This is a genomic window from Methylocystis sp. SC2 (assembly GCF_000304315.1).
In the GTDB taxonomy this organism is placed as follows: Bacteria; Pseudomonadota; Alphaproteobacteria; order Rhizobiales; family Beijerinckiaceae; genus Methylocystis.
Map to the genome: position 1 here is coordinate 2782339 of NC_018485.1, position 23206 is coordinate 2805544.

A 23206-nucleotide genomic window follows, 5' to 3' on the forward strand; every position below is an offset into this window, starting at 1 on the left:
ATCGCGCTTAAAATACTTCTGAAATGACGGTTACATAATTGACGGAAAAAAAATATTCGAGCTATCTGCAGCATACAAAGCGAGGCGTCGCGCTACACAATAGTAGAGGCGGAAGAATGACCAAGAAACATTCCAGATTTTCCTGCCTGGACATCTCAGTGATCGGGAAAAAATCCCTGCTTGTATGTAGTCTCGGCGCGCCGGTCGTGATCGCGCTCGACGTCGCATCGGCCCTGGCGCAGAACGGCTCGCAAACGTTGCCTCCGGTGACCGTGGACGCCCCGCGCGAAAAGTCGCAAGCCAAGCCGCGGCAACAAACGCAACGCCCCGTCGCATCGAGCGCGCGTGCGAGCAGCGTTCACCCGAGCGGCCCGAGACCGCATGTGGCGTCGACGCAGCACAGAGCGGCGTCCGCCGCGCCGCAGGTCGGTCCTTCGCTGCTCTCCGGCGCAAGCGGCGTCGCGCCGTCGCCGCCAACGGGCGAAATCGGCAATCTTCCGCCGGCCTACGCCGGCGGCGAGGTCGCGCGCGGCGCCCGGCTCGGCATGCTCGGCAATCGCGATTTCATGGATACGCCGTTCAACGTGACAAGCTACACGTCGGCGCTGATCGAGAACCAGCAGGCGCGCACGCTGCAGCAGGTCTTGGAGAACGATCCGTCGGTCCGCATGACCACCTCGGCCGGGCATATTCGCGAGAATTTCAGAATTCGCGGCTTCCCCGTGCTTGGCAGCGAGCTTGCGCTCAATGGCATGTATGGCTTGGCGCCGGACGGCCATGTGGCGACCGAATTCCTGGAGCGCGTCGAAGTGCTCAAGGGGCCGGGCGCGCTGCTCAACGGCATGGCGCCCTTCGGCGCGGTCGGCGGCTCGATCAACCTCGTCACCAAACATGCCAGCGACGCGCCGATCACCAGCGTCAGCACGGATTACACGTCGAGTTCTCAGTTCGGCACGCATATTGACGTCGGGCGGCGCGGCGGCGACCACAATCAGTTCGGCGTTCGCTACAATGGCGTTTACCGCAGCGGCGGCACTGCGCTCGACGAACAGTGGAAAGTGCGCGGCCTGAATGCGTTGGCGCTCGATTACCGTGAAGAGCGCGTGAGGCTGTCGATCGACGCCTATCACAGCCAGGAAATCTTCAAGAATGGCAGCGCGTTCTTTGCGAGCTTCAGCGGCATCGGCGCGGCGGCGGCGCCAAGCGCAACCAAGAATCTGTTTATCGGTTCAAACGGCCGGTTTGAGAACGCCGCGGTCATGGCGCGCGGCGAACTCGACATCGCCGAGAACGTCACGGTTTTCGCGGGCATCGGCTTTTTGGACAGCCGAAACTTCGGCTTCACCAATGGAACCAATGCCCCCAGCGTGAATCTGCTCGGCAACTTCACCGGACCGCGTATCGTCAATCTGCGCGGCTACACCAATACGCTGTCGACGCAGGGCGGCATTCGCGGCCAGTTGGACACGGGCCCTCTGCGCCATCAATTCGTGCTGAGCGCCTCGGCGCTAAAATTTAGCCAAAGTTCCGAGTTCGGATTCAGCGGGTCTTACAGATCGAACATTTATCTGCCCGTCGTGCCGCCTCAGGCGCCTCCGCCGCCGGTTGTTCCGAACACCGCGTTCAATCCCAGTCGGCCGTATTTCGTAACCGATCCGAGAAAGACCGGAGAGAACTATCTGGCGAGCCTCGCCTTCGCCGACACCATTTCGGCCTTCGACGAGCGCATCCAGCTCATCGGCGGGCTGCGCAGCCAGCGCGTGATGACCAAGACATTCCAGGCGAATACCGGCATAGAGACGAACGCCTATGACAGCCATCGTCTCTCGCCGGCCTTCGCGCTGATCGTCAAGCCATTCGACAACCGCCTGTCGCTTTACGCCAACTATATCGAGGGCCTCAGTCAGGGGTTGCGAGTCACCAATCCGCTCGCAACCAATTTCAACGAGTCGTTTCCGCCTTTCGTCTCCAAGCAGATCGAAACCGGCGCGAAGCTGGATTTGGGCGTTCTCGCGAATACGCTGAGCTTTTACGAGATTACGCAACCCACTCTTTCGACCGTGACCAGCGGCGGCCTGCTCAGTTACAAGCCCGTCCGGCAGCGCAATCAGGGCATCGAGTGGAACGTCTTCGGCGAGCCGATCCCGGGCGTCCGCGTGCTCGGGGGCGTCTCTTATATGATCGGCGTCATCACGCAGAGCGCGGACGGAAAGACCACCGGAAAGAACGCCTTCGGCATCCCGCGATGGCAGGCGAACTTCTATGGCGAATGGGATATTCCCTATCTGGTCGGGGTGACCGTGGAAGGCCGCGTCATCTATACGAGCGCCCTCTATGTCGACTCGTTGAACTACTACCGAATTCCTGAATGGGCGCGCTTCGACGCAGGCGCGCGCTACAACACGAAGATCTACGGCACAGACATGACGCTGCGGGCGAATGTGAACAATCTGTTCAACCACAGCTACTGGTCTGGCGCCTTCAACGACGGCTTCGCCACGCTCGATGCGCCACGCACCGTCCTGCTGTCGGCGACGTTCAACTTCTAAGGATAGGAGCGGACGATGAACCTCTCGCCCGCAGCTATTCAATTCGCCGCCTGCGCGGCCATCGCAACGGGCGCCGCCAGCCTCTATCTCGGCGCGAAGAACCAGCGCTGGCTGTCGCGGCCGCTGCCTGGGTTGTGGAGCGGCGTCGCTGGCGCGGCGCTGCTGCTTCTCGGCGTTTTTCTGTGGAGTCAGACGGTTCAGCTTTCAACCGCCATTTTCGGGACGCTCGCTCTGGTCATGCTTCTGTTCATCGCCTTCCCGTGCCTGGGCGCGCTGCGGACCTTCATCAGGAACGCGCCATGAGTCAGATCCGACGCGATTGGGTGAGCAAGACCTCGGCCGGCGCCATTCTGGGCCTCAGCCTCGCGATCGCGCTTGCGGGACTCTTTGCGTGGCTCAGTCCCGGCGGACTGACGACTCCAAATAAATTCCAGCTCGTGATGTGGCTGATCGCGCCGATCTGGCTGACGACGCTGAGTCTCTGTTTCTTCTTTTCGAGCGGCATACGCGCCTGGCTTTGGCTGGGCGGCGCGAATTTACTGGCGTACGCCGGCCTATTCGCCTGCCGCCTTCTCCTTCGCTAATCGGGACAACGCACGATGCGCGCCGACGTTGTTCGACTCTATAAGGTTGTCCATACGTGGACAGGCATCACCGCCGGGATGTTTCTGTTCATCGCCTTTTACGCCGGCTCCATCACGGTGTTCGCCGAGCCGCTCGCGCGCTGGGTTTCAACCCCCGCTCCAGTCCGCCTCACCGCGCTTGCCCGATCGGATGAATTGATCGCGCGCACGCTTGCCGCTCGGCCCGACGCCGCCAAGGAATTCACGCTCCATTTGGGCGAAACCGAAGATCTTTGGGCGCGGCTCACATGGCGAAAAGGCAAGGACGACAGGACGCCGTGGTCGGCCGAACTCTCTCCCGAAGGCGACTTGCGCCTGGCGCAATCATATCGCTCGAGCGTTGTCGACTTCGTCGATAATATTCACCGAACCGCGGGCATTCCAGGCGCTAATGACATCGGCGAGACCGTCATGGGCGTCGTGAGCGCCGTTTACGCGGTCGCGCTTGTGTCGGGCTTGATCATCGTTCTGCCTTCGCTCGTCAAGGATCTATTCGCCCTGCGAATAGGCCCCAATCTCAAGCGCATGTGGCTCGACGCGCATAATGTCGTGGGCGTCGTCAGCCTGCCGTTCCACATCGTCATCGCGCTGAGCGCGGTTGTTTTCTGCCTGCACGACCAGCTGTACGACGCGCTCGACTATGTCGTCTATGACGGCCGTCTGAAGTCGGTCATGGCCGCGAGCAACCCCTTCAACTCTATCAAAAAGGACGAACGGCCCGCGCCGATGCTCCCTGTCAACACGCTTCTCGAGCGGGTGAAGGCGGCATCGCCGAGTTTCGTCCCCGCCGAGATGCGTTACCGAAACGCTGGGCTTCGGGGCGCCTCGGTTCAGGTTTGGGGTTATGACGCCCGCTATATGACGAGAGGAAAGGGGTTCGCGGTCGTCAGTCCGGTCACCGGCGAGATCGCCAACACGGACTATCTTCCCGGCCGAGAGGGAACTTGGACGGGCGTCGTGGCGACGTTTTTCGCGCTGCATTTCGCCACCTTCGGCGGCGATGTCGTGCGCGTCTGCTATTTTCTTCTCGGCATTGCGGGCGCCTTCCTTTTCTATTCCGGCAATTTGCTTTGGATTGAATCTCGTCGGCGAACTGAACGGCGAAACGGCGGGCCTGTCATTCAGAAGACATCGACGCGGCTGATGTCCGCCGCCACGGTCGGCGTTTGTCTCGGCGCCATCTGCGCGATCTCCATCACCATCGTGGCGGCGAAATGGTTGAATGGCCGTGTCGCGAACATCGATGTGTGGCACAATGGCGTTTATTACGCCGTGTTCCTGGCGAGCGTCCTTTGGTCGTTCCTCAGGGGAGCGGCCGCGGCCAGCGTCGAGCTTCTCTGGCTTGCCGCGATAACCGCCGCTGCAATTCCTTTAACCTCGCTGCTCAGCTGGGCGTCGCCTGCGCTCGGCATGCAAGGTTCGGCGAGCATGGCCGCGCTCGGCGTTGATCTGGTCGCGCTTTCCGCCGCCTTGTCCTTCGTCTGGATGGCGCGCTCAGCGGCGCATCGCGTGGAATATGGGCCTGCCGACAGCGTCTGGGCCGCATCCCGCCGGCGACTGCAGGAGGCGGCGCGATGACGACGTCTTGCGAGCAATTGTTGAAAGGCCGCTTCGGCCATGACGTGGGTTCCGATCGCTGGTGGCGTCGGGTCGCCATCGAAGGCTGTCCAATTGTCCAGGCGATAGGCGGGGACCGGGCGCGCGTCTCGTTCTTATGGCGTGACCCTGAAGGCGATGCGACGACCTCAAGGACTCGATGTGTCTATATCGATATCTGCTCAGTCACTGATCATCATAGCAATGAACACGCCTCTTTGCAGCGGATCGTCGGAACGGACGTCTGGCATTGGTCATTCGAGGTAGAGGCTGAATGGCGCGGAAGCTATTGCTTCATTCCTCTCGATGACCACTGTCTCAATGGCGCCCGCGGCGCTGACGGCGACTTGTCGCCAAGTGCGTGGTGGCGCGCAGCGCTGAAGTTCGCTCAGCCCGATTCGTTGAACCCCAACCTTTGCCATGTCGGCCCGCGCGGACAGCCGGTGTCCGCCGCGCATCTTCCCCAGGCGCCAATGCAAACGGCATGGCGAGACGTCGATCGCAACAGCCGCCCCGCGGCCGATCAGAGCCGCCTCCATCGAATGGAATGGAACAGCGCTCGGCTGCGCAACAGCCGCCGTGTTTGGGTTTATCGCACCGGCGCGACGCCTGAAGAAAGCAAGCTTCCTCTCGTCGTGCTCCTGGACGGCCAATATTGGGCCGAAGCCATGCCGGTCTTCTCAGCCCTGGACCATGCCACGCGCGCCGATTCGCTTCCGCCCAGCGTCTATGTGCTCGTCGATTCGCTCAGTGCAGACACGCGTCGTCGCGAGCTCACATGTGACGAAGCCTTTCTGGAGGCGCTTCAGCAGGAGCTTTTGCCAATAGTGGCGGGCCTCGCGCCGTGCGGCCGCGATCCGAACAAGACCGTCATCGCTGGACAGAGCTTTGGCGGACTCGCCGCGCTTTTCGCCGGTCTTCGCGCGCCAGAATGCTTCGGTCGCGTGCTCAGCCAATCTGGCTCGTTTTGGTGGCCGGGAGCTTATGCGCGGGAGGAGCTGCGGCCGCACGTTCCTGATACTCGCGGTCATGCGCGAGACGTCGTCGCCGATTTGATCGAGAGGAGCAGGAGTGGCGCTTCCCGTCTTCGCGTCTTTCTAGAGGCTGGAAGCTTCGAGAAAATCATTCGCGTCGCCAACGACCGCGTTCATCGGACTCTCGTCGATGCAGGGCACGACGCCCACTATCGCGTCTATTCGGGCGGGCACGATCCGCTCTGCTGGCGTGGCGGATTGCTTGACGGCCTGTCCCTTCTGCTCGCCGATCGTCGTGCGGCGCCGGCTGGCGCTACGGCGTCTCGCGCGCAGGCCTCAAGATTAGCAATTACAGACGCGACGGAGTGAATGTGTGAATGACGCGCAGCCAAACCCATTCGACGACGAAAACCTTACGTTTCTCGTTCTGGTCAATTCCCAGGGCCAACACAGTCTCTGGCCGACATTCGCCCCGCAGCCTGCAGGCTGGCGGCGGCTCTTCGGTCCGAGCGATCGGAACGACTGCGTAAAATTCGTCGATGAGCATTGGACCGACATGCGCCCGCAATCTCTTCGTGACGCTTCCCGTCGGCGCTAACCGAATGACTTCGTAGGCCGCTTTTCTTTCGAGGGAACGACAAGTGCTTCTTGCTCCGCCTTTGCGGCCTTCCTCGCCGATCGCGCTTGAGCTTCCGCTCATCGCGGCGCAGCCGGGCATCTGGATGGGGGACCAAGTGTCCCCGACGCGAAACGCTTTCATCGTCGCGCAATACGTAGAGTTGAAGGGCGTCGTGGATGTCGACTCTTTCCGCGCGGCCATTCGCATCGGACTTTCTGAGGCTGATACCGTTCATGCCCGGTTTATCGAGTCCGAGGGGCGGCTCTCGCAAATCATTCCTCAACGCCGAAACGCCGGGGAGTCGCCCGATCCGGACGTCGTTGACGTCAGCGAAGAACCCGATCCGGAGGCTGCGGCGCTTGCCTCCATGCGCGCCGATCTGGCCGCGGATCTGCCGTTGGACGGCGACGCGTCGCTTTATCGGCATGCGCTGATTCGTCTTGGCGAAACATTGAACGGCGAACGATGGTTCTGGTATCAGCGATACCATCATTTGATGGTCGACGGTTTCAGCTTCGCCGCCATCGCGCGGCGCATCGCCGATATCTACACGGCGCTAAGGCGCCGTACGCCTTTCGGGGATTCGCCTTTCACCTCCTTCGCCGAGGTCGTCGAAGAATACCAGTCCTACGAGGGTTCGAAAGCGCAGGAAGCCGACCGATCTTTTTGGCAGGACCACGCCCAAAATCTCCCAACACCTATCGCCTTGTCGCCGCCGAGCGCAAGGACGCCCCAGGCCGGGGCTGTGTCCTTGCCGCTGCGGCGAAGAATATCTCTTCCGCCAGACGTCATGACGGCGATGGAGACGCAAGGCGCCGTGGTTCGCGTCTCCGGCGTCGAAATGGCGATGGCCGCCGTCTTTGTTTATCTGCATCGGATGAGCGGCGCGACGCGATTGACGGTCGGCATGCCCTTCATGCGACGCATGGGATCCATTGCGCTCTTCGCCGCAGGTCCTGTCGTCAACGTCCTGCCTGTGCAGCTGAGTGTCGAACCTTCGATGTTACTGTCGGAGGCGGCGACAGCGCTTGCCTTGGAACTGAGGGCGGTGCGGCGGCGGCAGCGGTATGAAGCCGAACAGCTGCGGCGAGATCTCGGGTTGGTCGGTTCGGATCGATCTCTCTACGGGCCGATGCTCAATCTCAAAATGTTCGACTATCGCCTCGATTTCGATGGCGTCGCCGGCGTGACGCATCAGCTGGCGTCAGGGCCCGTCGAAGACATGGAAGTCGACCTTTATGTCGACGACGGCAGACTGACGATCGATCTCGTCGCGAATTGCGACCGCTACGACAAGCAGGATCTGGAACTGCACGCGAAGAGGCTCGCCTGTCTCGTGGAGCGTCTCGCGGAAGATCCGAAGCTTAGGATCGGCGCGGCGCCGCTCTTGACCGAAGGCGAGCGCGCGCTGATCGCGGCGGCGAACGACACGGCGAAAGATGTTCCACCGCTGACATTATGCGACATGCTCGCAGCCCAGGCGGCAAGAACGCCAGACGCAATCGCGCTCCTGGATGCCGACCATAGGTTCACCTATCGAGAGGTTCGGCGCCAGGTTTCTCGACTTGCGCATATGCTTGCAGATGCGGGGGTGGTCGCCGAGGATCATGTCGCCGTGGCGCTTCCGCGTTCCGTTCATTTGAGCCTGGCGATCATGGCGGCGCTTGAAACGGGCGCCGCCTACTTGCCCCTCGACATCAATTATCCCGACGAGCGACTGGCTTATATGGTCGAAGACGCCGCGCCGCGATTGATCATCACCAGTGAGACCCTGCGAAGCCGCTTCGAAAAAATGGGGCCGGTTCTGATCTTCGATGAGCTTGCGTCCGGCGTCGAAGAACATTCGTTCGCGCCCAAGACGGCGCTCACACCCGGCCACCCGGCCTATATCATCTACACGTCAGGCAGCACCGGGAAGCCGAAGGGCGTCGTGGTCTCTCACGGCGCGGTCGTCAATCTCCTCTACTGGCTTCAAGACGAATATTCGCTCAGCGCCGATGACGTTGTCTTGCAAAAGACGCCCTGCAGCTTCGACGTCTCCGTCGGCGAGTTCTTCTGGCCGCTGACATGCGGCGCGCGTCTCGTGATGGCGCCCGAAGACGTGGACCGCGATCCGGAATCCCTGCTTCACGTCATCCGCGACTATCGGGTTACGACGATGAATTTTGTGCCGTCGCTGCTCGCCGCCTTTGTCGCCGGCGTTCGGGCGTCGGCGAACGCCGCGTGTGACGCTATGAGCCTGCATGCTGTGTTTTGCATTGGCGAGGCACTATCGAAGGAGCTCGCTGAAGCATTCGAGAACCTGTTTCACGCCCCGCTGCATAATGTTTATGGACCGACCGAAGCCACGGTCGAGGTGACCTATCAACCTGCGTTCGGACAAGCGCTCGCGTCGGCGCGGGGTCCGGGCGTGCCGATCGGACGTCCGCTGTGGAACACAGGCTTGCGCATATTGGACGCGCGCTTGCGTCCTGCGCCGATCGGCGTCGCCGGCGATCTCTATCTGACGGGGGCGCAGCTTGCGCAAGGCTATTGGCGCCGCGCGTCGCTGACCGCAAGCCGGTTCGTCGCTGACCCGGAAGCCAATGGCGAGCGCATGTATCGCACCGGCGACATCGCGCGCTGGCTGCCCGACGGAACCGTCGATTATCTGGGTCGCAGCGACGATCAGCTCAAAATTCGCGGCCAGCGAATCGAACTCGGCGAAATTGAAAGCGCTCTGCGAGATCAGCCCGGCGTCGGACAGGCGGCCGTCATCGCGCGCATTCTTGGCTGCGGGAATGCGCCGGCGCTTGCTTCTGATGCTCGACAACTCATCGGCTATGTCACGCCGGCGACGCTCGGCGACGAACTCGACGGCGAAGCGTTGCGCGCGGCGCTGGGCAAGCGCCTTCCCGCCTATATGACGCCTGTTGCGATCGTGGTTTTGAGAGAATTTCCGCTGAGCGCCAACGGCAAGCTCGATCGGAAGGCTTTGCCCGATCCGTCCGAGTCGGCTCAATCAAAAAGTCGTCAGCCGCTCCCTGGACCCGAAGCGATGCTGGCCGAACTTATCGCTGACGTCTTGCGCGTGGACCGCGTCGGCGCCGATGACGACTTTTTCTTTCTCGGCGGCGACAGCATTTCCGCGATAGGCCTCTGCGCGGCGCTGCGTCGGCGGGGCGCTCTGTTGCGCCCGCGAGACATCTTCGAATGCCGAAGCGTCGCCCGCATGGCTCAGGCGCTCGACTCACGGGCGCCCGCGCCCACCGTAGCGACGCTTGACTCCAACCAAATCAGCGACGCGGAGCTCGATGCGCTGCGGGAGCGTTATGGTCCAATCGCCGCCGTACTGCCTGCATTGCCGTTACAAGAAGGATTGTTGTTCCATGCCCGGCTTGGCGAGCAGGCCAGCCGCTACAACGCTATCTCGCGCTTTGACATCGCAGGTCCGCTCGATGTCGAAAGACTCAAGGATGCGCTGGAGACGCTGCTCCGCCGTCACCCCCAATTGGCGGCGGTCTTTGACGTTCAACGGGGCGCCGCGCTGCAAATCCTTCCGCTGCTCGATGAGAACTCCCGTCTACGAAACTGGCCATGGAAGCTTTGTAAGCTCGACGCATGCGATGAAGAGCGGCAGGTCGCCGAACTCGATCGTCTCGAGCGGGCGGAGCTCGATCGGGATTTTCTTGGTGCCGAGGCGCAGGAACGGATGATGGCGCAGGCGACGCTCGTGCGCCTTGCCGCCGACAGACATGTTCTGCTGATCTGCTCGCATCATTTGATCGGCGACGGCTGGTCTTCAACGATCATGCTGCGAGAGCTGCTCGGCGCCTATGCGGGTCATGCGTTGCCGCCTCTCACTCCCGATTATCAAACGGTCGTGCGTCGCCTCACAAGCCGTGATCCGGACCCGGCGCGTTTCGCCTGGCGAGAGGCGCTGCAAGGCGTCGCGCCGACAGTGCTGTTTGAAGAGACGAAGCGCTTCGGCGCCATTTATGAACTTTCGCTTCGCTTTCGGCCAGGACTCATTGAACAGCTCGAGGCGCTGCGCCGCAGCCGCGGCCTGACGCTCAACACGCTGATGCAAGGCGTTTGGGGAGCATTCCTTGCAACAATGACGGGTCGCAGCGACGTCGTCTTCGGGTCGCCAATGTCGGGCCGTTCCGAGGCGATCGAAGGCGTCGAAGCGCACATCGGACTTTTCACTAATACGCTGCCTGTCCGCTTGCAGTTATGTCCCGATCAGCCGCTGCTCGAGCAGCTTGTCGATGTGCAGCAGCGACAAATTCGGCTGCTGGAGCATGACGGCGTTGGCCTTGGCGAAATCCAGCGGCTGTGCGACGTTCCGAACCTGTTCGACACATTGCTCGTGGTCGAGAATTATCCGGAAGACGCGAATCTGTTCGCGGCGGACTTCGGCGGTCTGCGATGCGTCGGCGCCCGCAACCGCGGCTATACGCATTATCCTTTGACGCTGATGGTTCTGCCGGGCAGGGAGCTGGAGCTGCGGCTCGAATATCGCGAAGGCGTCGAGGAGCCGGAGCGCATCGCCCGCCGTGTGACAAGACTGCTGGAGCAGATCGTCGACCGACCCGACGCGCCGCTCTCTGCGATGGACGTTTTGCTGCCCGAGGAGCGAGATCTGCTCGCGCGCGTCAACACGACGAAGGCGGCGAATCATCCGAGCACTCTATGTGAGCTGCTGGCGGACCAGGCGCAGTGCACGCCGGACGCCATTGCGCTGGTCGACGCCGATCATGCGCTGTCCTACCGCGAGGTTCGGCGACAAGTGACGGCGCTGGCGCGCATCTTCGTGGGCGCCGGCGTCGCGACCGGCGACATCGTCGCGATTGCGCTGCCGCGTTCTGTGCGACTCGTCATCGCGCTGATGGCCGCGCAAGAAGCGGGCGCCGCCTATCTGCCGCTCGACACCAGCTATCCGGAAGAACGTCTTACGCACATGGTGCAAGACGCTCGACCTCGCCTCATCGTCACGACGCAAGAGTTGCAGGATCGCTTCGAGCGCCTAGGCGCATCGCTCGTCTATGAAGAGCTGTTGGATGGTCCAAACGAGGACAGCTTAAAGAGCGTCATCCGCTCAAGCCCCGATGATGCGGCCTATGTCATCTACACCTCCGGCTCGACAGGCCGCCCCAAGGGCGTGACGGTCTCTCACAAGGCGATCGTCAACCGTTTGCGCTGGATGCAGCACGAGTACCGATTGAGCGCTGACGACGTCGTTCTGCAGAAAACCCCAAGCAGCTTCGATGTTTCTGTGTGGGAGTTCTTCTGGCCGCTGATGACGGGCGCGCGTCTCGTCGTCGCGCCGCCCGACGCGCATCGCGATCCACGCGAGCTGCTTCGGCTCATTCAGGAGCACCGCGTCAGCGTGATCCATTTCGTTCCATCCATGCTCGCGACCTTCGTCGCGACGGCCAAATCCGAGTCCGGCCATGCGGCGGACTCCAGCAGTTTGCGCCTCGTATTCTGCAGCGGCGAAGCGCTGTCGAAGGAATTGACCCGGTCCTATGGGACGTCGTTCGGCGCGCCTTTGCATAATCTCTACGGTCCGACGGAGGCGGCCGTCGACGTCACCTATCAGCAGGCCTGCGGAGTCGGCGCGGACGACGCTGCTGAAGCGGCCAGCGTTCCCATCGGCAGGCCTGTGTGGAACACCGCCTTGAGGGTTCTCGACGGTTGGCTGCGGCCGACGCCGATCGGAGTCGCAGGCGAACTTTATCTTTCGGGCGTCCAGCTTGCCGATGGTTACCTCGGCCGCCCGTCGCTTACGGCCAGTCGTTTCGTCGCCGATCCTTTTGCGGACGGCGAAAGAATGTATCGCACGGGCGACATCGTCCGCTGGCTCGGGAACGGAACCGTCGAATATCTTGGTCGAGGCGACGACCAGATCAAGATCCGCGGTCAGCGGATCGAACTCGGCGAAATTGAAAGCGTGCTGCTGGAGCAGCCCGACGTCGCGCAGGCCGCGGTCTTGGCAAGAGCGACGGGCGAACGAGTCGGCGGCGGCGCCGATGAGCGTCAGCTGATCGGCTATGTCGTTCCATCAAAAAATATGGAGCTCGATGGCGAGGCGTTGCGCCGGGCGCTTGTGCGGCGTCTCCCGGGCCATATGATTCCGACAGCCGTCATCTGCATGAAGGAGTTTCCGCTCAACGCCAGCGGCAAACTCGACAGAAAGGCGTTGCCGGCGCCGGGAAGCGCGCTTCATCGCCAAGGCCGCAAGCCGCTTCCGGGAATCGAGACGACTCTCTCGGAAATATTTGCGCGCGTTCTCGGCGTAGATGGGGTCAACGCCGACGACGACTTCTTCGCGCTCGGCGGACATTCTCTGCTCGCCATGCAGCTTGCCGCGGCGTTGGAGACGGAATTCAAGACGCCTGTCTCCGTCGGCGAAGTCATCGTCAATTCGAGCGTCGAGCGGCTTGCGCGCGCGCTTTTCGAGGAACAAGCCGGCGAAGAGCGCAAGGCCGGTTTCGGCGAAGTGCTGCATCTGCGCTCAGGGGCCGGCGCGCCGCTGATCTGCATTCATCCCGCTTCCGGCTTTTCGTGGCAGTTCAGCGTCCTCACCCGCTATCTCCAAAGCGACTGCCCCGTGATCGGACTCCAGTCGCCGCGGCCGAACGGAGTCATCGCCGTCAGCGATACGATGGACGAGGTCTGCAAGAAACATCTCGAAACGATCCGCAGCATACAGCCTCATGGGCCTTACCGGCTGCTCGGCTATTCGCTCGGCGGCGTGGTGGCGCAGGCGATCGCCGCGCGACTTGTCGAAGAAGGCGACGCCGTCGAATTCCTCGGATTGCTCGACACCTATCCGCCAGAAATTCAGGACTGGAGCAGACCGCCCACGGAAGACGAAGAGAAAGAGATCGAGAAGGAGCGCGCGCTATTCATGAACGCCTCCAAAGACGCTCTCGACTCGGCTTTGGCGAAGGAGAAAGTCGAGATGTTCGGCAATATCATGCGGAACTACGAAGATTCAGTGCGTCTACTCTCCACCGCGAAGACGGCGCGCTATTCCGGACCGGCAACGCTATTCGTAGCGAGGCGGACCTTGCCGGCCGGAATGGACGTCCAGGAGACCTGGCGTCCCTATGTGGGCCAGCTCAACGTCGTCGACCTGGACTGCGCCCACACGGACATTGTCTCTCCGCGCTCCTTGCAGGCTTTGGGACCAATTCTCAATAGCCTGCTGCGCGACAGTGAGGCGAGGAGCTAGGGCATGGACACTCAGCGCTCCCCAAAAGCGTCGCAAGAGACGCCCAACGAAGGCCATGCCGTGTCGCCGGATTCTTCTCGTGCGCCGGCTCACGCCAGCGCCGAGAACAAACCCTCAAAGAGCAAACCGTCCCTCCTGTTGGACCTTAGCCTGCTGCGCGACAACGCAGCATTTCGCACCGTCGTCATCGCTCGAACGCTGTCGGTGTTTTCGCTGGGCATGCTGACAGTGGCGGTCCCGGTTCAAATCCAGGGATTGACCGGTTCGCCTATGCAAGTCGGCATAGCCATGGCGCTGGGCGGCGGCGGCGCCTTCGCCGGGCTGTTGGCGGGCGGGGTGTTCGCGGACCGGTGGGATAGGCGCAAGCTCATCCTCTTTGCGCGATCCGTCTGCGGCCTTGGCTTCGCGGCGCTCGCCATCAATGGCTTTAGCTCGTCGCCGTCAGTGCTGGCGATCTATGCGTTGGCGTTGTGGGACGGATTTTTCAGCGCGCTGGGCGTCACGGCGCTGCTCGCCGCAACGCCTTTTCTCGTCGGCCGCGAAAATCTGGGCGCCGCCGGCCAGTTCAACATGCTGACGGTTCGCATGGGCGGAATTCTCTCTCCGGCGCTTGGGGGGATGGTGATTGCGTCTTTCGGCGTCGGCTGGAATTACCTCGCAGCCGCGATCGGCGCGCTGCTGACGGTCGCTCAGCTCATGCGGCTTCCGCCGATGCCTCCCGCCAAACGCGAACCGCAGCACCCGTTGCGCGCGCTCGGGGCGGGCATAGGCTATCTTTTCGTTAACAGGCTTGTCGGCGCCGTCGTCGCGGTGGGCGCGCTTGTCAGCCTGGGCGGCGGCGTTCGCATTCTGTTGCCGGCGCTTGCCGAGGACATATACCGCGTCGGGCCGTCGGCGGTGGGCATGATGTATGCCGCTGCGCCGCTGGGCGCGACGGTGGCCGCCTTGACGGGCGGTTGGCTCGGCGGCTTTGCTCGTTCCGGAGCGCTGCTGCTCGCGAGCGGCGCGGCGGCTTTCGTCGCGCTGGGGTCGCTCGGATTTGTCAGCGATCCTGCATTCGCTTTTGTGGCTCTCGCGGGCTTTGGCTATTTGAGCTCGATCGCCTCGCTTCTGCAGTTCACTCTCGTCCAACGCCACACGCCGGAGCATTTGTTGGGCCGGGTCAATGGTCTATGGGCCGCCCAGGCGGTCACCGGCGACGCGTTTGGCGCGCTCGCGCTTGGCGGCCTGACTCGCGTTTTTCCGCTGACGTCCACCATTCTCATTTTCAGCCTTGTCGCGCTTCTTTCGAGCGCGGCGATGGCGATCGGATTTCGCTCGCTTCGTTTCGCCTCGTTAGAGAAAAGCGAGGATTCGCCTTCGACCGCCGACGACAAGAGCGAACGGCCGCAGCCTCAACTCTTGAAGCGCGAGAAGGCTTGATGCGCAGGCCGCGCATGTAACGTCTTGATGAAGAAATTCGACAGCAAGAGAGGTGCGACGATGAATGCGGTTAGTCTTCCTCCACCAATTCCAAGCGTTGAAGCGAATCCCACCTTCTTATTCACCTCGCCGCACCGTAGCATCAAAGCGTTCGGCGTCGCCGAGAGCATTTCCCTTTCGGCGTGCGGCGCGGCGCATTCGGATAGTTTCCTGCAGACGGCCGTGCAGGGGGCGATTAATCGGGCGCGGCAGGCCGGACAGGCGAATCCCATCGTTGCGGGCGCCATTCCTTTCGACGTTCGGCAACCCTGCTCACTGTTCGTGCCAATGAGCTATACGGCTTTCGCGAGGGAGTCGCTGATGGTTGAAGCGCGACGCTCGGAGCGAGCGCCCACGGTGCTCGGCATGCGCAGCCTCCCCGACAAGGACGCATTCAAAGACGCCGTCACGCGCGCGATCACAAGCTTTCGCGCCGGGAAAATGTCGAAAGCGGTTCTATCCCGCATTCTCGAGATCGAACTCGCGCAACCGGTCGACGTTGCAGCGATCTTGAACGCCTTGGTGACGCAAAATCCCAGCGGCTATCATTTCAAGGCGACTTTGGGCGATGGCGCGATATTGCTTGGCGCAAGTCCAGAGCTCCTGATCCGAAAGGACGGCGCCGCCATTCGCTCTAATCCCTTGGCCGGTTCGGCCAAACGCAGATCGGACCCGGACGAGGATCAGCTGGCGAGCCGCACGCTGCTGCAGTCGAACAAGGACAATTTCGAACACAGGCTCGTCGTGGATGAGATCCAGGAAGCGCTGGAGCCCGTATGCAAAGCTCTAACGACGCCCACTGAGCCAGCGCTCATGAACACGTCGACGATGTGGCATCTCTCGACATTGATCACCGGCGAACTCGCGAACCACCACACGTCGGCGCTTCAACTTGCCTGTCGGCTGCATCCGACGCCTGCGGTCTGCGGCTATCCAACCGCCGAGTCGCGGTCGCTGATCAGCGCTCTGGAGCCATTCGACCGCGGGGTCTTCAGCGGCGCCGTCGGATGGTGCGATTCAGCGGGCGATGGCGAATGGGCGGTGGCGATAAGGTGCGGAACGGTTCACGACAAAGCGATTCGACTCTTTGCCGGCGCCGGCATCGTCGAAGCTTCCGATCCGGAATCGGAATGGGCGGAAACTGAAGCCAAGCTCGGCACGATGCTGCGCGCCTTCGGAATAGAAACCGGGGAGCGCCCGGCATGCCGATAGAGTTCACGCCCTGGCCCGAAGCCTTTGCCCGCAGATATCGCGACAAAGGCTATTGGCGCGGCGAGCCGCTGACGGAAATTTTGCGCTACGCATGCCGGCGTCGTCCGGACGGCGTGGCGCTGATTTGCGGCGATCGCTCGTTTACTTACGCGGAGCTCGACGCCAAGTCGTCGCGACTGGCGTCGAGCCTCGCCCGGCGCGGAATCGCGCAAGGCGACACGGCGCTGGTCCAACTCCCCAACATCGCCGAGTTTTACATCGTCTTTTTTGCGCTGCTCAAAATGGGAGCGGCGCCTGTCAACGCGCTGTTCAGCCACGACAGGCTGGAGATCGCCGCCTATGCGCAGCAGCTCCAGCCCAAGCTTCTGATCGCGTCCGCCGAACATCATCTCTTCGCGGATGACGTCTATGTCACAGGCTTGCGGAGCATCGCGCCCACATTGAGCGTCGTCGCCATCCATGGACGAACTGAATACGCTGAAAATCTTCAGTCGCTGTGGGAATGTGACTTAGACGGCGCGGCGGACGAACCGCGTCCATCTGCGGCCGATCAGGTGGCGTTTTTCCAATTGTCGGGCGGCAGCACCGGCGTTCCCAAGCTCATTCCGCGCACCCATGACGATTACTACTACAGCGTGCGGCGAAGCGCGGAAATCTGCCGCCTCACATCCGAGAGCCGCTATCTGTGCGCGCTTCCAGCGCCCCATAATTTTCCACTGAGTTCGCCCGGCGCGCTCGGCGTCTTTCACGCCGGCGGAACGGTGGTGATGGCGCGAAATCCGAGCGCGGATCTCTGCTTCGATCTCATACGCCGTCACGAGGCGAACTTCACGGCCATCGTGCCGACGATTGCTTCGTTATGGCTTGACGCCGCCGCCAACGACTCTCTCGAAGCGCCAAATCTCACAGTGATGCAGGTCGGCGGCGCGCGACTGAGCGAGTCGGTCGCCCGCCGAATTGTCGCGACCTTCGGCTGCCGGCTGCAGCAGGTTTTCGGCATGGCGGAAGGCCTGGTGAACTACACGGGTCTTGACGATGATCCCGAGCGCATTTTGACGACTCAAGGGCGGCCGATGAGTCCCGATGATGAGCTGAAAATCGTCGATGCAGATGGCGAAGAGGTCGCCGCGGGCGACGTCGGAGAGCTGCTGACTCGCGGTCCCTACACGGTCCGGGGATATTATCGCTGCCCAGAACATAACGCCCGCGCATTCGATGAAGACGGATTCTATCACACAGGCGATCTCGTCGAAATGACGGCGGACGGATATGTGCGAGTCGTGGGTCGCATAAAGGATCAGATCAACCGCGGCGGCGAGAAGATTCCCGCCGAAGAGATCGAAAATCTGCTGCTGCAACACGGGGCGGTCGTGCACGCGGCGCTCATTTCCATGCCCGACTCTCTGATGGGAGAGAAAAGTTGCGCTTACATTGTCGCCAGCGACGCCGCGCTAAGGCCGATCGCCTTGCGAAAGCATCTGCGCAGCCAGGGAATTGCGGAATTCAAGCTCCCCGATCGTTTTGAATTCGTCGATCAGATGCCGCTTACGGCCTTCGGTAAAGTCGACAAGCAAATGCTGCGCGACGACATCCAGGCAAAGCTCAACGTCTAAAGCAAACAGGAATTGACCATGGCCATACAATCCCTTGCCTCCTACGCAATGCCGGGCCCGGACTCCTTCCGAATCAACAAAGTCAATTGGAGTTTTGCGCCCGAGCGCGCGGCGCTGCTGATCCACGACATGCAAGACTATTTCGTCGGCTTCTACGGCGAGGAAAGTCCGCTCGTCGATCAGCTCATCTCGAATATTGGAAGGCTGCGCGCCTTTTTCAGGGACCGCGGCGCCCCGGTGATCTATACGGCGCAGCCCGTTGAACAGAGCGACGAAGATCGCGGCTTGCTGAATGACATGTGGGGATCTGGTCTGAACGCCCAACCGCACCGACGCAACATTGTTCAGCCTCTATTGCCGGACGCAGGCGAGACAGTGCTGACGAAGTGGCGTTACAGCGCGTTCAAGCGCTCGCGATTGGCCGAGATGATGAAGGAGATGGGCAGAGATCAACTGGCGATCTGCGGCGTCTACGGCCACATCGGTTGTCTGACGACGGCGCTCGACGCGTTCATGCATGACATCAAGCCTTTCATGATCGCCGACGCCATCGGCGATTTTTCGCTCGAAGATCATCTCATGACTTTGAACTATGTCGCGGGACGCTGCGGCATGGTGGTCGGCGTCGACGACGTGCTCGCCGCGCGAAACGCGCATTCTGCTCCGCTGACCAGAGAAGAAATCAAGAAACAGCTCTTGTCGGCGCTCGATGTCCTGGAATCAGAGTTCGACCCTGACGAGAACCTTATCGATTACGGCCTCGACTCGGTGCGAGTCATGATGCTGGTCACGGAATGGCGCAAACTCGGCATAGATGTGGGTTTTGACGAGCTGGCGAAAAAGCCGACCTTGAACGGCTGGTGGGACATCATCGATCGGCGGCTCGCCGCGGTGGTCTCCGCGTGATATCTCGGCGGTTGCGAATGGATTTCTCAGGAAAGCGGATCTGGGTCACGGGCGCCGGCCAGGGAATCGGCTATGCGACGGCCGCCCAATTCGCGGCGCTCGGCGGCGACGTCGTCGGGCTGGACAAGACGTTCGCGGCCTCGAGCTATCCTTTCGCGACCGTGCGCCTCGATGTCACCGAGCGCGATCAGGTACAAGAGACCTGTCGAGTCTTGCTGAAAGAACGTCCGAGACTGGATGTGCTGGTCAGCGCCGCGGGCGTGCTGCGCATAGGTTCGACGGAAGAGCTGAGCTTTGACGATTGGTCCGCGTGTATGGACGTCAACGCGTCCGGCCCATTCCACCTGCTTCAGCAGACCATTCCGCAGTTCAAACGGCAGCGCTCGGGCGCGATCGTCAGCGTCGGCTCCAACGCCGCGCATACGCCGCGCGTGCTGATGAGCGCCTATTGCGCCTCGAAGGCGGCGCTGACCAGCCTGACGCACTGCGTGGGCTTGGAGCTCGCGCCTTATGGCGTGAGGTGCAATCTCGTCTCCCCCGGCTCCACGGACACCGCCATGCAGCGGTCCATGTGGCGTTCGGCGGACGCAGAGAAGCAAGTGATCGCCGGAGATCTTGGGTCCTTCAAATTGGGAATTCCGCTGGGAAAAATCGCAACCCCAGCGGAGATCGCAAGCGCCGTCGTGTTTCTTGCGTCGGATCTCGCCAGCCACATTACGCTTCAGGATCTTGTCGTGGATGGCGGCGCGACGCTTGCAGCTTAACGGCTGATCGACGCGCGGGCCGCCGAACTGCCGACATGCCTGCCCGGCGTCCGTACGCCGTCATCCCGTCCCTCCGACCGAGGCAGGGCGAACGCACGACTGACATCTGGCCGGGCCTGGTCTTTGGCGAGACCGCTTCGACACGCTATAGATCGCCGAGCGCGACTGCGACACTCAAGCTTCAGAGAGCCAGCCCCCGGCCAGAACGATGATTAAAATCAACTTCTTGCTGTCCATTATCGTAACCTGCTTCGCCATCGCTCTGTCCACGCCCGCATGCGCGGAAACCGCCTCCCCTCCGGCAAAAAAAATGCAGGTTGTGGTGTTGGAAAGTCCTCCGTTCGTAATGAAGACTGACCAGGGATTTACTGGATTTGCGATCGACCTGTGGGAGGAGAGCGCCAAACGCATGGGCTTGGATTACGAATACCGGGAAGCATCAACCCTGCAAGAGCTTCTCGATTCGATAACCATGGGAAAATCCGACGTTGCGGTCACCGAATTGACCATAAACGCCGAGCGGATGGAGCGAATGGATTTTTCCCAGCCCTGGTTCGATGCGGGCTTGCAGATAATGATTCATCAAGCGCCCCCGACCGGTTTTTGGAGTTTCTTCCAGCAGCTTGAGGAGAATGGCCATCTTAAAGTGTATCTTTGGATGGGGCTCGGCGTGATCGTCGCCTCTTTTCTCCTTACGGCGCTGGATAGGCGCCTCGACCCAGAGTTTCCAACGGAGTGGAAACAGGGCTTCTCCGAGAGTTTTTATCACGTCCTCTCAGTTCTGACTTCGGGGAAAACAAATCACAAGCTGCTGTTCGGAAGTTACGGGACAATGATCGCGGCTGTGTGGCTCGTCATGGGCGCGGGCGTTGTAGCTTACATAACGTCCTCGATCACCAGCGTCATGACTGTAAACTCTCTTGAGCGGCGCATATGGGTCGCTGACAAAGACAGAATCGACGATTTGACGGATCTCAAAGGCAAGATCGTCGGCACGCTGAGCGGGAGCGTCGCGAGCATGTATGTCGCGAAGGCGGGCCTGTCCGGCAGGGGGTTCAGCACCCTTGGCAATCTCGTCAAGGCGCTGGCGGAAAATCGCGTGGATGCGATCGTCGGCGACCAGCCTTCCCTCGTTTATCTCTTACATCAGCGCCCCGATTTGCCAGTGATTCCCGTGGGCAACGTCATAAGACACGAGAAGTATGGGTTCGCCCTGAAGTCCGGCAGCCCAATCCGTCTGAAGCTCTCGAAACAGGTGATGCTCGCCTGGGAGACCGGCCTGATCGACCGTTTACGAAAAAAGTATTTTGGCGGCTGAGAGCGCACGAAACGCGTGGCGCAATGGCGAATTTGGAGATAGCGTGTCGCCGATAACTACAGGAGAAGTTATGGCACACTTTCGGATTTTGCTGACCGCTACACTTGGTCTTGGTTTTGCTTTCGCGCCTACAGCATCGAACGCCATGCCGGCGGCCCCGGTGAATGCTGCGGTTCAGGCTCCGGTTGAGAAGGTCTATGGGGGATGTGGCGTTTACGGACACCGTGGCCCTTATGGCGGTTGCCGGGCCGGCGGGCAGGCTGGCGGATGGCGCTATCGCCGCTAAGCGATCTCTTTAGCCAATGTAGAGCGCGCCCCGAGGACTTAGCTCCTCCGGGCGGTAAACTTGAGAATGGCGGTATTGGCTTTCTCGTCCTTCGAGACGCGCGCCGGGCGCACGCCCTCCGGACGAGGAAGCCCTTCGTCCGATCGCACCGAGGGCACACAGGCTGCTGCGCCCTTAAGTCTTTGGGTTTTAGGAATGGGCCTCGGGGCGCGACGATCAGAAACCCTCGTCGCCCAGAGTTTGGAGCCGCGTTATTTGCGGCGCAAGTAGAACGGCGCCTATCGACGTGGAAGCAATGTCGGCGTATCGAGGGGGTGCGTACGACCGCTTCGAGGGATTTCCGTGACATCAAACGCAGAACAGCCGAATACGACCGAGCTCGCCGCCGAAATCGTGGCGGCCTTCGTCTCTCGCAATTCGCTTCCCGTATCGGAGCTCCCCGCTCTGATTTTATCCGTGGATGCGACATTGCGTCGCCTCGCGACGGGCGCGCCGGCGACGATAGCTTCGCCGGCGGAGCAGCCCACGCCCGCCGTCTCCATCCGCAAGTCGGTCACGGCGGACCATCTGATCTGTCTGGATGACGGGAAGCGGTTCAAATCGCTCAAGCGGCATCTCGCGACGCTGGGGATGACGCCGGAGGAGTATCGCGCAAAATGGGGCTTGCCCGCCGACTATCCCATGGTCGCGGCGAATTATGCAGCTCGGCGCTCGGATCTGGCGAAGAGCATGGGGCTCGGTCAATCGCGCGACAAGGCCGCCCCTCCGGCGAAGCGCGGGCGCAAGCCGAAGACGAGCGCTTAGATCGTGGAGCGGCTGGCGATCTGAGACGCATCCCCCGTCGCAAACGCTTGTGATCGACCTTCTCTGCCAAGACCCCTATGAAACCGCTTCTTCCGTGCAGCGGCATTCAGCGCATGGGTCTTTGCACCACGCGTCGCGAATCAGCCTTTTGGCTGCTTTGATCGCGAGGGCAGGGTCACTTCGATGTAAATCGAATTTGATATGGGTCCGTAGGAAATCGGCCCAGCGAAATTCGGCGAAAGGCGTAGGATCCTTCGGGCATCCGCAGTCTCGGCGCAGGCGGGCGATCAGGCTCCGGTAGGGATCGTCCGCCAAGTCCTGTAGCGCGCGCGGCAACTCCGCAAGGGTCTGCGGCGCGCCGCTAGAGCAAATTAAGCCGCGTTTCCCAAGCGCCACGAAAAACTGATGTGCGCCGAGGCCGGACAGATCTTCGATCTGACGCACTGAAACCAGTTCGACTCTTTCCCGAAGAAGCGCGAGAGCCATGTGGTGACCGTCGATCAGGAAATATTGCGCGCCAGGCCCGTATACCGCGGGAAAAGGGTGAGACTCGAGAAAACGGCGTTTTTCTCCAGCCGACAGGGCTCGCCACGTCGAGCGCTTGGCGTCGACCGCCTCATATCCGACCCTTAACTGAGTCGGTCGCAGCTGTGCGAGCTTGACTGAAACAGTTGTCGCGGCCGCATCCATTTTGGCAACCATTCTGACGCCGTTTTTGACGTAGCCACGCCGGCCCCGCGCGCGTAATGCGCTTGCTGGGGCGCGGGAACCGTCTGGCTAACGCAAATCCCGCCGAAGAAAACGCCCAGGCTGGGCGCGCGCGTTTCAGCAGGGATTAGCCCATCCTGGCTGAGGACCGCCGTCTGCCGCAATGCGGCCATTCGACGCGAGTCGGCATGAAGAGCCTTGGCGACGCTTTGGAAAGCGGCGGGCGACAGGGTCACTCTAAGGAGGGAGTTTTCGCCCGCGCCGACGCGCGAATCGGCGTCCAGGTCAAAAGACGCCGTCGCCGAGCCGCTTCGAGAGTCTCGCATTCGAAGCGAGATTCGGCCACGGGAAGCTCTTGTCGCACGATCGCGTCGAACAACGCAATGCGCGCGACGGCGACCCTTACTCTTTGAATTGGATCGTCGAACAAGGCATAGGCCAGCGCCCCACACTCGGCGCAAAAGTGGAACTGGACGCGTCCTGAAGCAAATGTCGTGACGCTCGTGCGGTCGTCGGCGCGAAAAGCGATCGAACCGTTTGGGTCCGAAATC

At 61.6% G+C, this 23206-nt stretch carries 16 protein-coding genes; 15 read left to right on the forward strand and 1 reads right to left on the reverse strand.

From position 1 onward, the window contains the following. Window positions 1-116 precede the first annotated feature (116 nt). The 15 genes from BN69_RS13525 (at window position 117) to BN69_RS13590 (ending at window position 21947) form a co-directional block, all read left to right on the forward strand. Window positions 117-2549, forward strand: coding sequence for a TonB-dependent siderophore receptor (locus BN69_RS13525; RefSeq protein ID WP_014892189.1), 2433 nt, complete (start codon window positions 117-119; stop codon window positions 2547-2549). A gap of 15 nt (window positions 2550-2564) precedes the next feature. Further along, window positions 2565-2852, forward strand: a complete 288-nt coding sequence (locus tag BN69_RS13530; RefSeq protein ID WP_014892190.1) for a hypothetical protein — start codon at window positions 2565-2567, stop codon at window positions 2850-2852. Next, window positions 2849-3133 carry a hypothetical protein gene (locus tag BN69_RS13535; protein WP_014892191.1) on the forward strand — a complete coding sequence of 95 codons (285 nt, stop codon included), beginning with the start codon at window positions 2849-2851 and terminating at the stop codon, window positions 3131-3133. The genes BN69_RS13530 and BN69_RS13535 overlap by 4 nt, the downstream gene beginning before the upstream one ends. Before the next feature lie 15 nt (window positions 3134-3148). After that, window positions 3149-4750 carry a PepSY-associated TM helix domain-containing protein gene (locus BN69_RS13540; RefSeq protein ID WP_014892192.1) on the forward strand — a complete coding sequence of 534 codons (1602 nt, stop codon included), beginning with the start codon at window positions 3149-3151 and terminating at the stop codon, window positions 4748-4750. After that, complete coding sequence (gene fes / locus BN69_RS13545; RefSeq protein ID WP_014892193.1) at window positions 4747-6111, forward strand: enterochelin esterase; 1365 nt, start codon at window positions 4747-4749, stop codon at window positions 6109-6111. The genes BN69_RS13540 and fes overlap by 4 nt, the downstream gene beginning before the upstream one ends. Window positions 6112-6115: 4 nt before the next feature. Then, window positions 6116-6340, forward strand: coding sequence for an MbtH family protein (locus BN69_RS18875; RefSeq protein WP_083858767.1), 225 nt, complete (start codon window positions 6116-6118; stop codon window positions 6338-6340). Window positions 6341-6383: 43 nt separating this feature from the next. Beyond that, window positions 6384-13583 carry a non-ribosomal peptide synthetase gene (locus BN69_RS13555; protein ID WP_014892194.1) on the forward strand — a complete coding sequence of 2400 codons (7200 nt, stop codon included), beginning with the start codon at window positions 6384-6386 and terminating at the stop codon, window positions 13581-13583. Window positions 13584-13586: 3 nt separating this feature from the next. After that, window positions 13587-15005 carry an enterobactin transporter EntS gene (gene entS, locus BN69_RS13560; RefSeq protein WP_014892195.1) on the forward strand — a complete coding sequence of 473 codons (1419 nt, stop codon included), beginning with the start codon at window positions 13587-13589 and terminating at the stop codon, window positions 15003-15005. A 60-nt stretch (window positions 15006-15065) separates the two neighbouring features. Further along, window positions 15066-16256 carry an isochorismate synthase gene (locus tag BN69_RS13565; protein ID WP_051013470.1) on the forward strand — a complete coding sequence of 397 codons (1191 nt, stop codon included), beginning with the start codon at window positions 15066-15068 and terminating at the stop codon, window positions 16254-16256. Then, window positions 16247-17869, forward strand: coding sequence for a (2,3-dihydroxybenzoyl)adenylate synthase (locus BN69_RS13570; RefSeq protein ID WP_014892197.1), 1623 nt, complete (start codon window positions 16247-16249; stop codon window positions 17867-17869). Before BN69_RS13565 ends, BN69_RS13570 begins: the two co-directional genes overlap by 10 nt. An 18-nt stretch (window positions 17870-17887) precedes the next feature. After that, window positions 17888-18775: an isochorismatase family protein gene (locus BN69_RS13575; RefSeq protein WP_014892198.1), complete on the forward strand. Its 888-nt coding sequence runs from the start codon at window positions 17888-17890 to the stop codon at window positions 18773-18775. Between the two features lie 17 nt (window positions 18776-18792). Continuing rightward, a complete protein-coding gene (gene dhbA / locus BN69_RS13580) occupies window positions 18793-19539 on the forward strand; it encodes a 2,3-dihydro-2,3-dihydroxybenzoate dehydrogenase (protein ID WP_014892199.1) in 747 nt (248 codons plus the stop codon). A gap of 208 nt (window positions 19540-19747) precedes the next feature. Then, window positions 19748-20857 (forward strand): transporter substrate-binding domain-containing protein, encoded by a 1110-nt coding sequence (locus BN69_RS13585; protein WP_014892200.1) that lies wholly within the window; start codon window positions 19748-19750, stop codon window positions 20855-20857. A gap of 145 nt (window positions 20858-21002) precedes the next feature. Further along, window positions 21003-21143 (forward strand): GCG_CRPN prefix-to-repeats domain-containing protein, encoded by a 141-nt coding sequence (locus tag BN69_RS19885; RefSeq protein ID WP_371212429.1) that lies wholly within the window; start codon window positions 21003-21005, stop codon window positions 21141-21143. A gap of 342 nt (window positions 21144-21485) precedes the next feature. Beyond that, on the forward strand, window positions 21486-21947 hold the full coding sequence (locus tag BN69_RS13590) for a Ros/MucR family transcriptional regulator (protein WP_014892201.1): 462 nt from the start codon (window positions 21486-21488) through the stop codon (window positions 21945-21947). A gap of 75 nt (window positions 21948-22022) precedes the next feature. Here the strand turns inward: BN69_RS13590 and BN69_RS13595 are convergent, their stop codons facing one another. Beyond that, the gene (locus BN69_RS13595; protein WP_014892202.1) at window positions 22023-22649 is read right to left on the reverse strand and encodes a ParB-like protein; all 627 of its coding nucleotides are present in this window, start codon (window positions 22647-22649) and stop codon (window positions 22023-22025) included. Window positions 22650-23206: the final 557 nt, after the last annotated feature.

Excerpts from the sequence above, each read along its gene's own strand:
- BN69_RS13525 (WP_014892189.1), top strand. The coding sequence starts at position 117 with ATGACCAAGAAACATTCCAGATTTTCCTGCCTGGACATCTCAGTGATC.
- BN69_RS13530 (WP_014892190.1), top strand. The coding sequence starts at position 2,565 with ATGAACCTCTCGCCCGCAGCTATTCAATTCGCCGCCTGCGCGGCCATC.
- BN69_RS13535 (WP_014892191.1), top strand. The coding sequence starts at position 2,849 with ATGAGTCAGATCCGACGCGATTGGGTGAGCAAGACCTCGGCCGGCGCC.
- BN69_RS13540 (WP_014892192.1), top strand. The coding sequence starts at position 3,149 with ATGCGCGCCGACGTTGTTCGACTCTATAAGGTTGTCCATACGTGGACA.
- fes (WP_014892193.1), top strand. The coding sequence starts at position 4,747 with ATGACGACGTCTTGCGAGCAATTGTTGAAAGGCCGCTTCGGCCATGAC.
- entS (WP_014892195.1), top strand. The coding sequence starts at position 13,587 with ATGGACACTCAGCGCTCCCCAAAAGCGTCGCAAGAGACGCCCAACGAA.
- BN69_RS13565 (WP_051013470.1), top strand. The coding sequence starts at position 15,066 with ATGAATGCGGTTAGTCTTCCTCCACCAATTCCAAGCGTTGAAGCGAAT.
- BN69_RS13570 (WP_014892197.1), top strand. The coding sequence starts at position 16,247 with ATGCCGATAGAGTTCACGCCCTGGCCCGAAGCCTTTGCCCGCAGATAT.
- BN69_RS13575 (WP_014892198.1), top strand. The coding sequence starts at position 17,888 with ATGGCCATACAATCCCTTGCCTCCTACGCAATGCCGGGCCCGGACTCC.
- dhbA (WP_014892199.1), top strand. The coding sequence starts at position 18,793 with ATGGATTTCTCAGGAAAGCGGATCTGGGTCACGGGCGCCGGCCAGGGA.
- BN69_RS13585 (WP_014892200.1), top strand. The coding sequence starts at position 19,748 with ATGATTAAAATCAACTTCTTGCTGTCCATTATCGTAACCTGCTTCGCC.
- BN69_RS19885 (WP_371212429.1), top strand. The coding sequence starts at position 21,003 with ATGCCGGCGGCCCCGGTGAATGCTGCGGTTCAGGCTCCGGTTGAGAAG.
- BN69_RS13595 (WP_014892202.1), bottom strand. The coding sequence starts at position 22,649 with ATGGTTGCCAAAATGGATGCGGCCGCGACAACTGTTTCAGTCAAGCTC.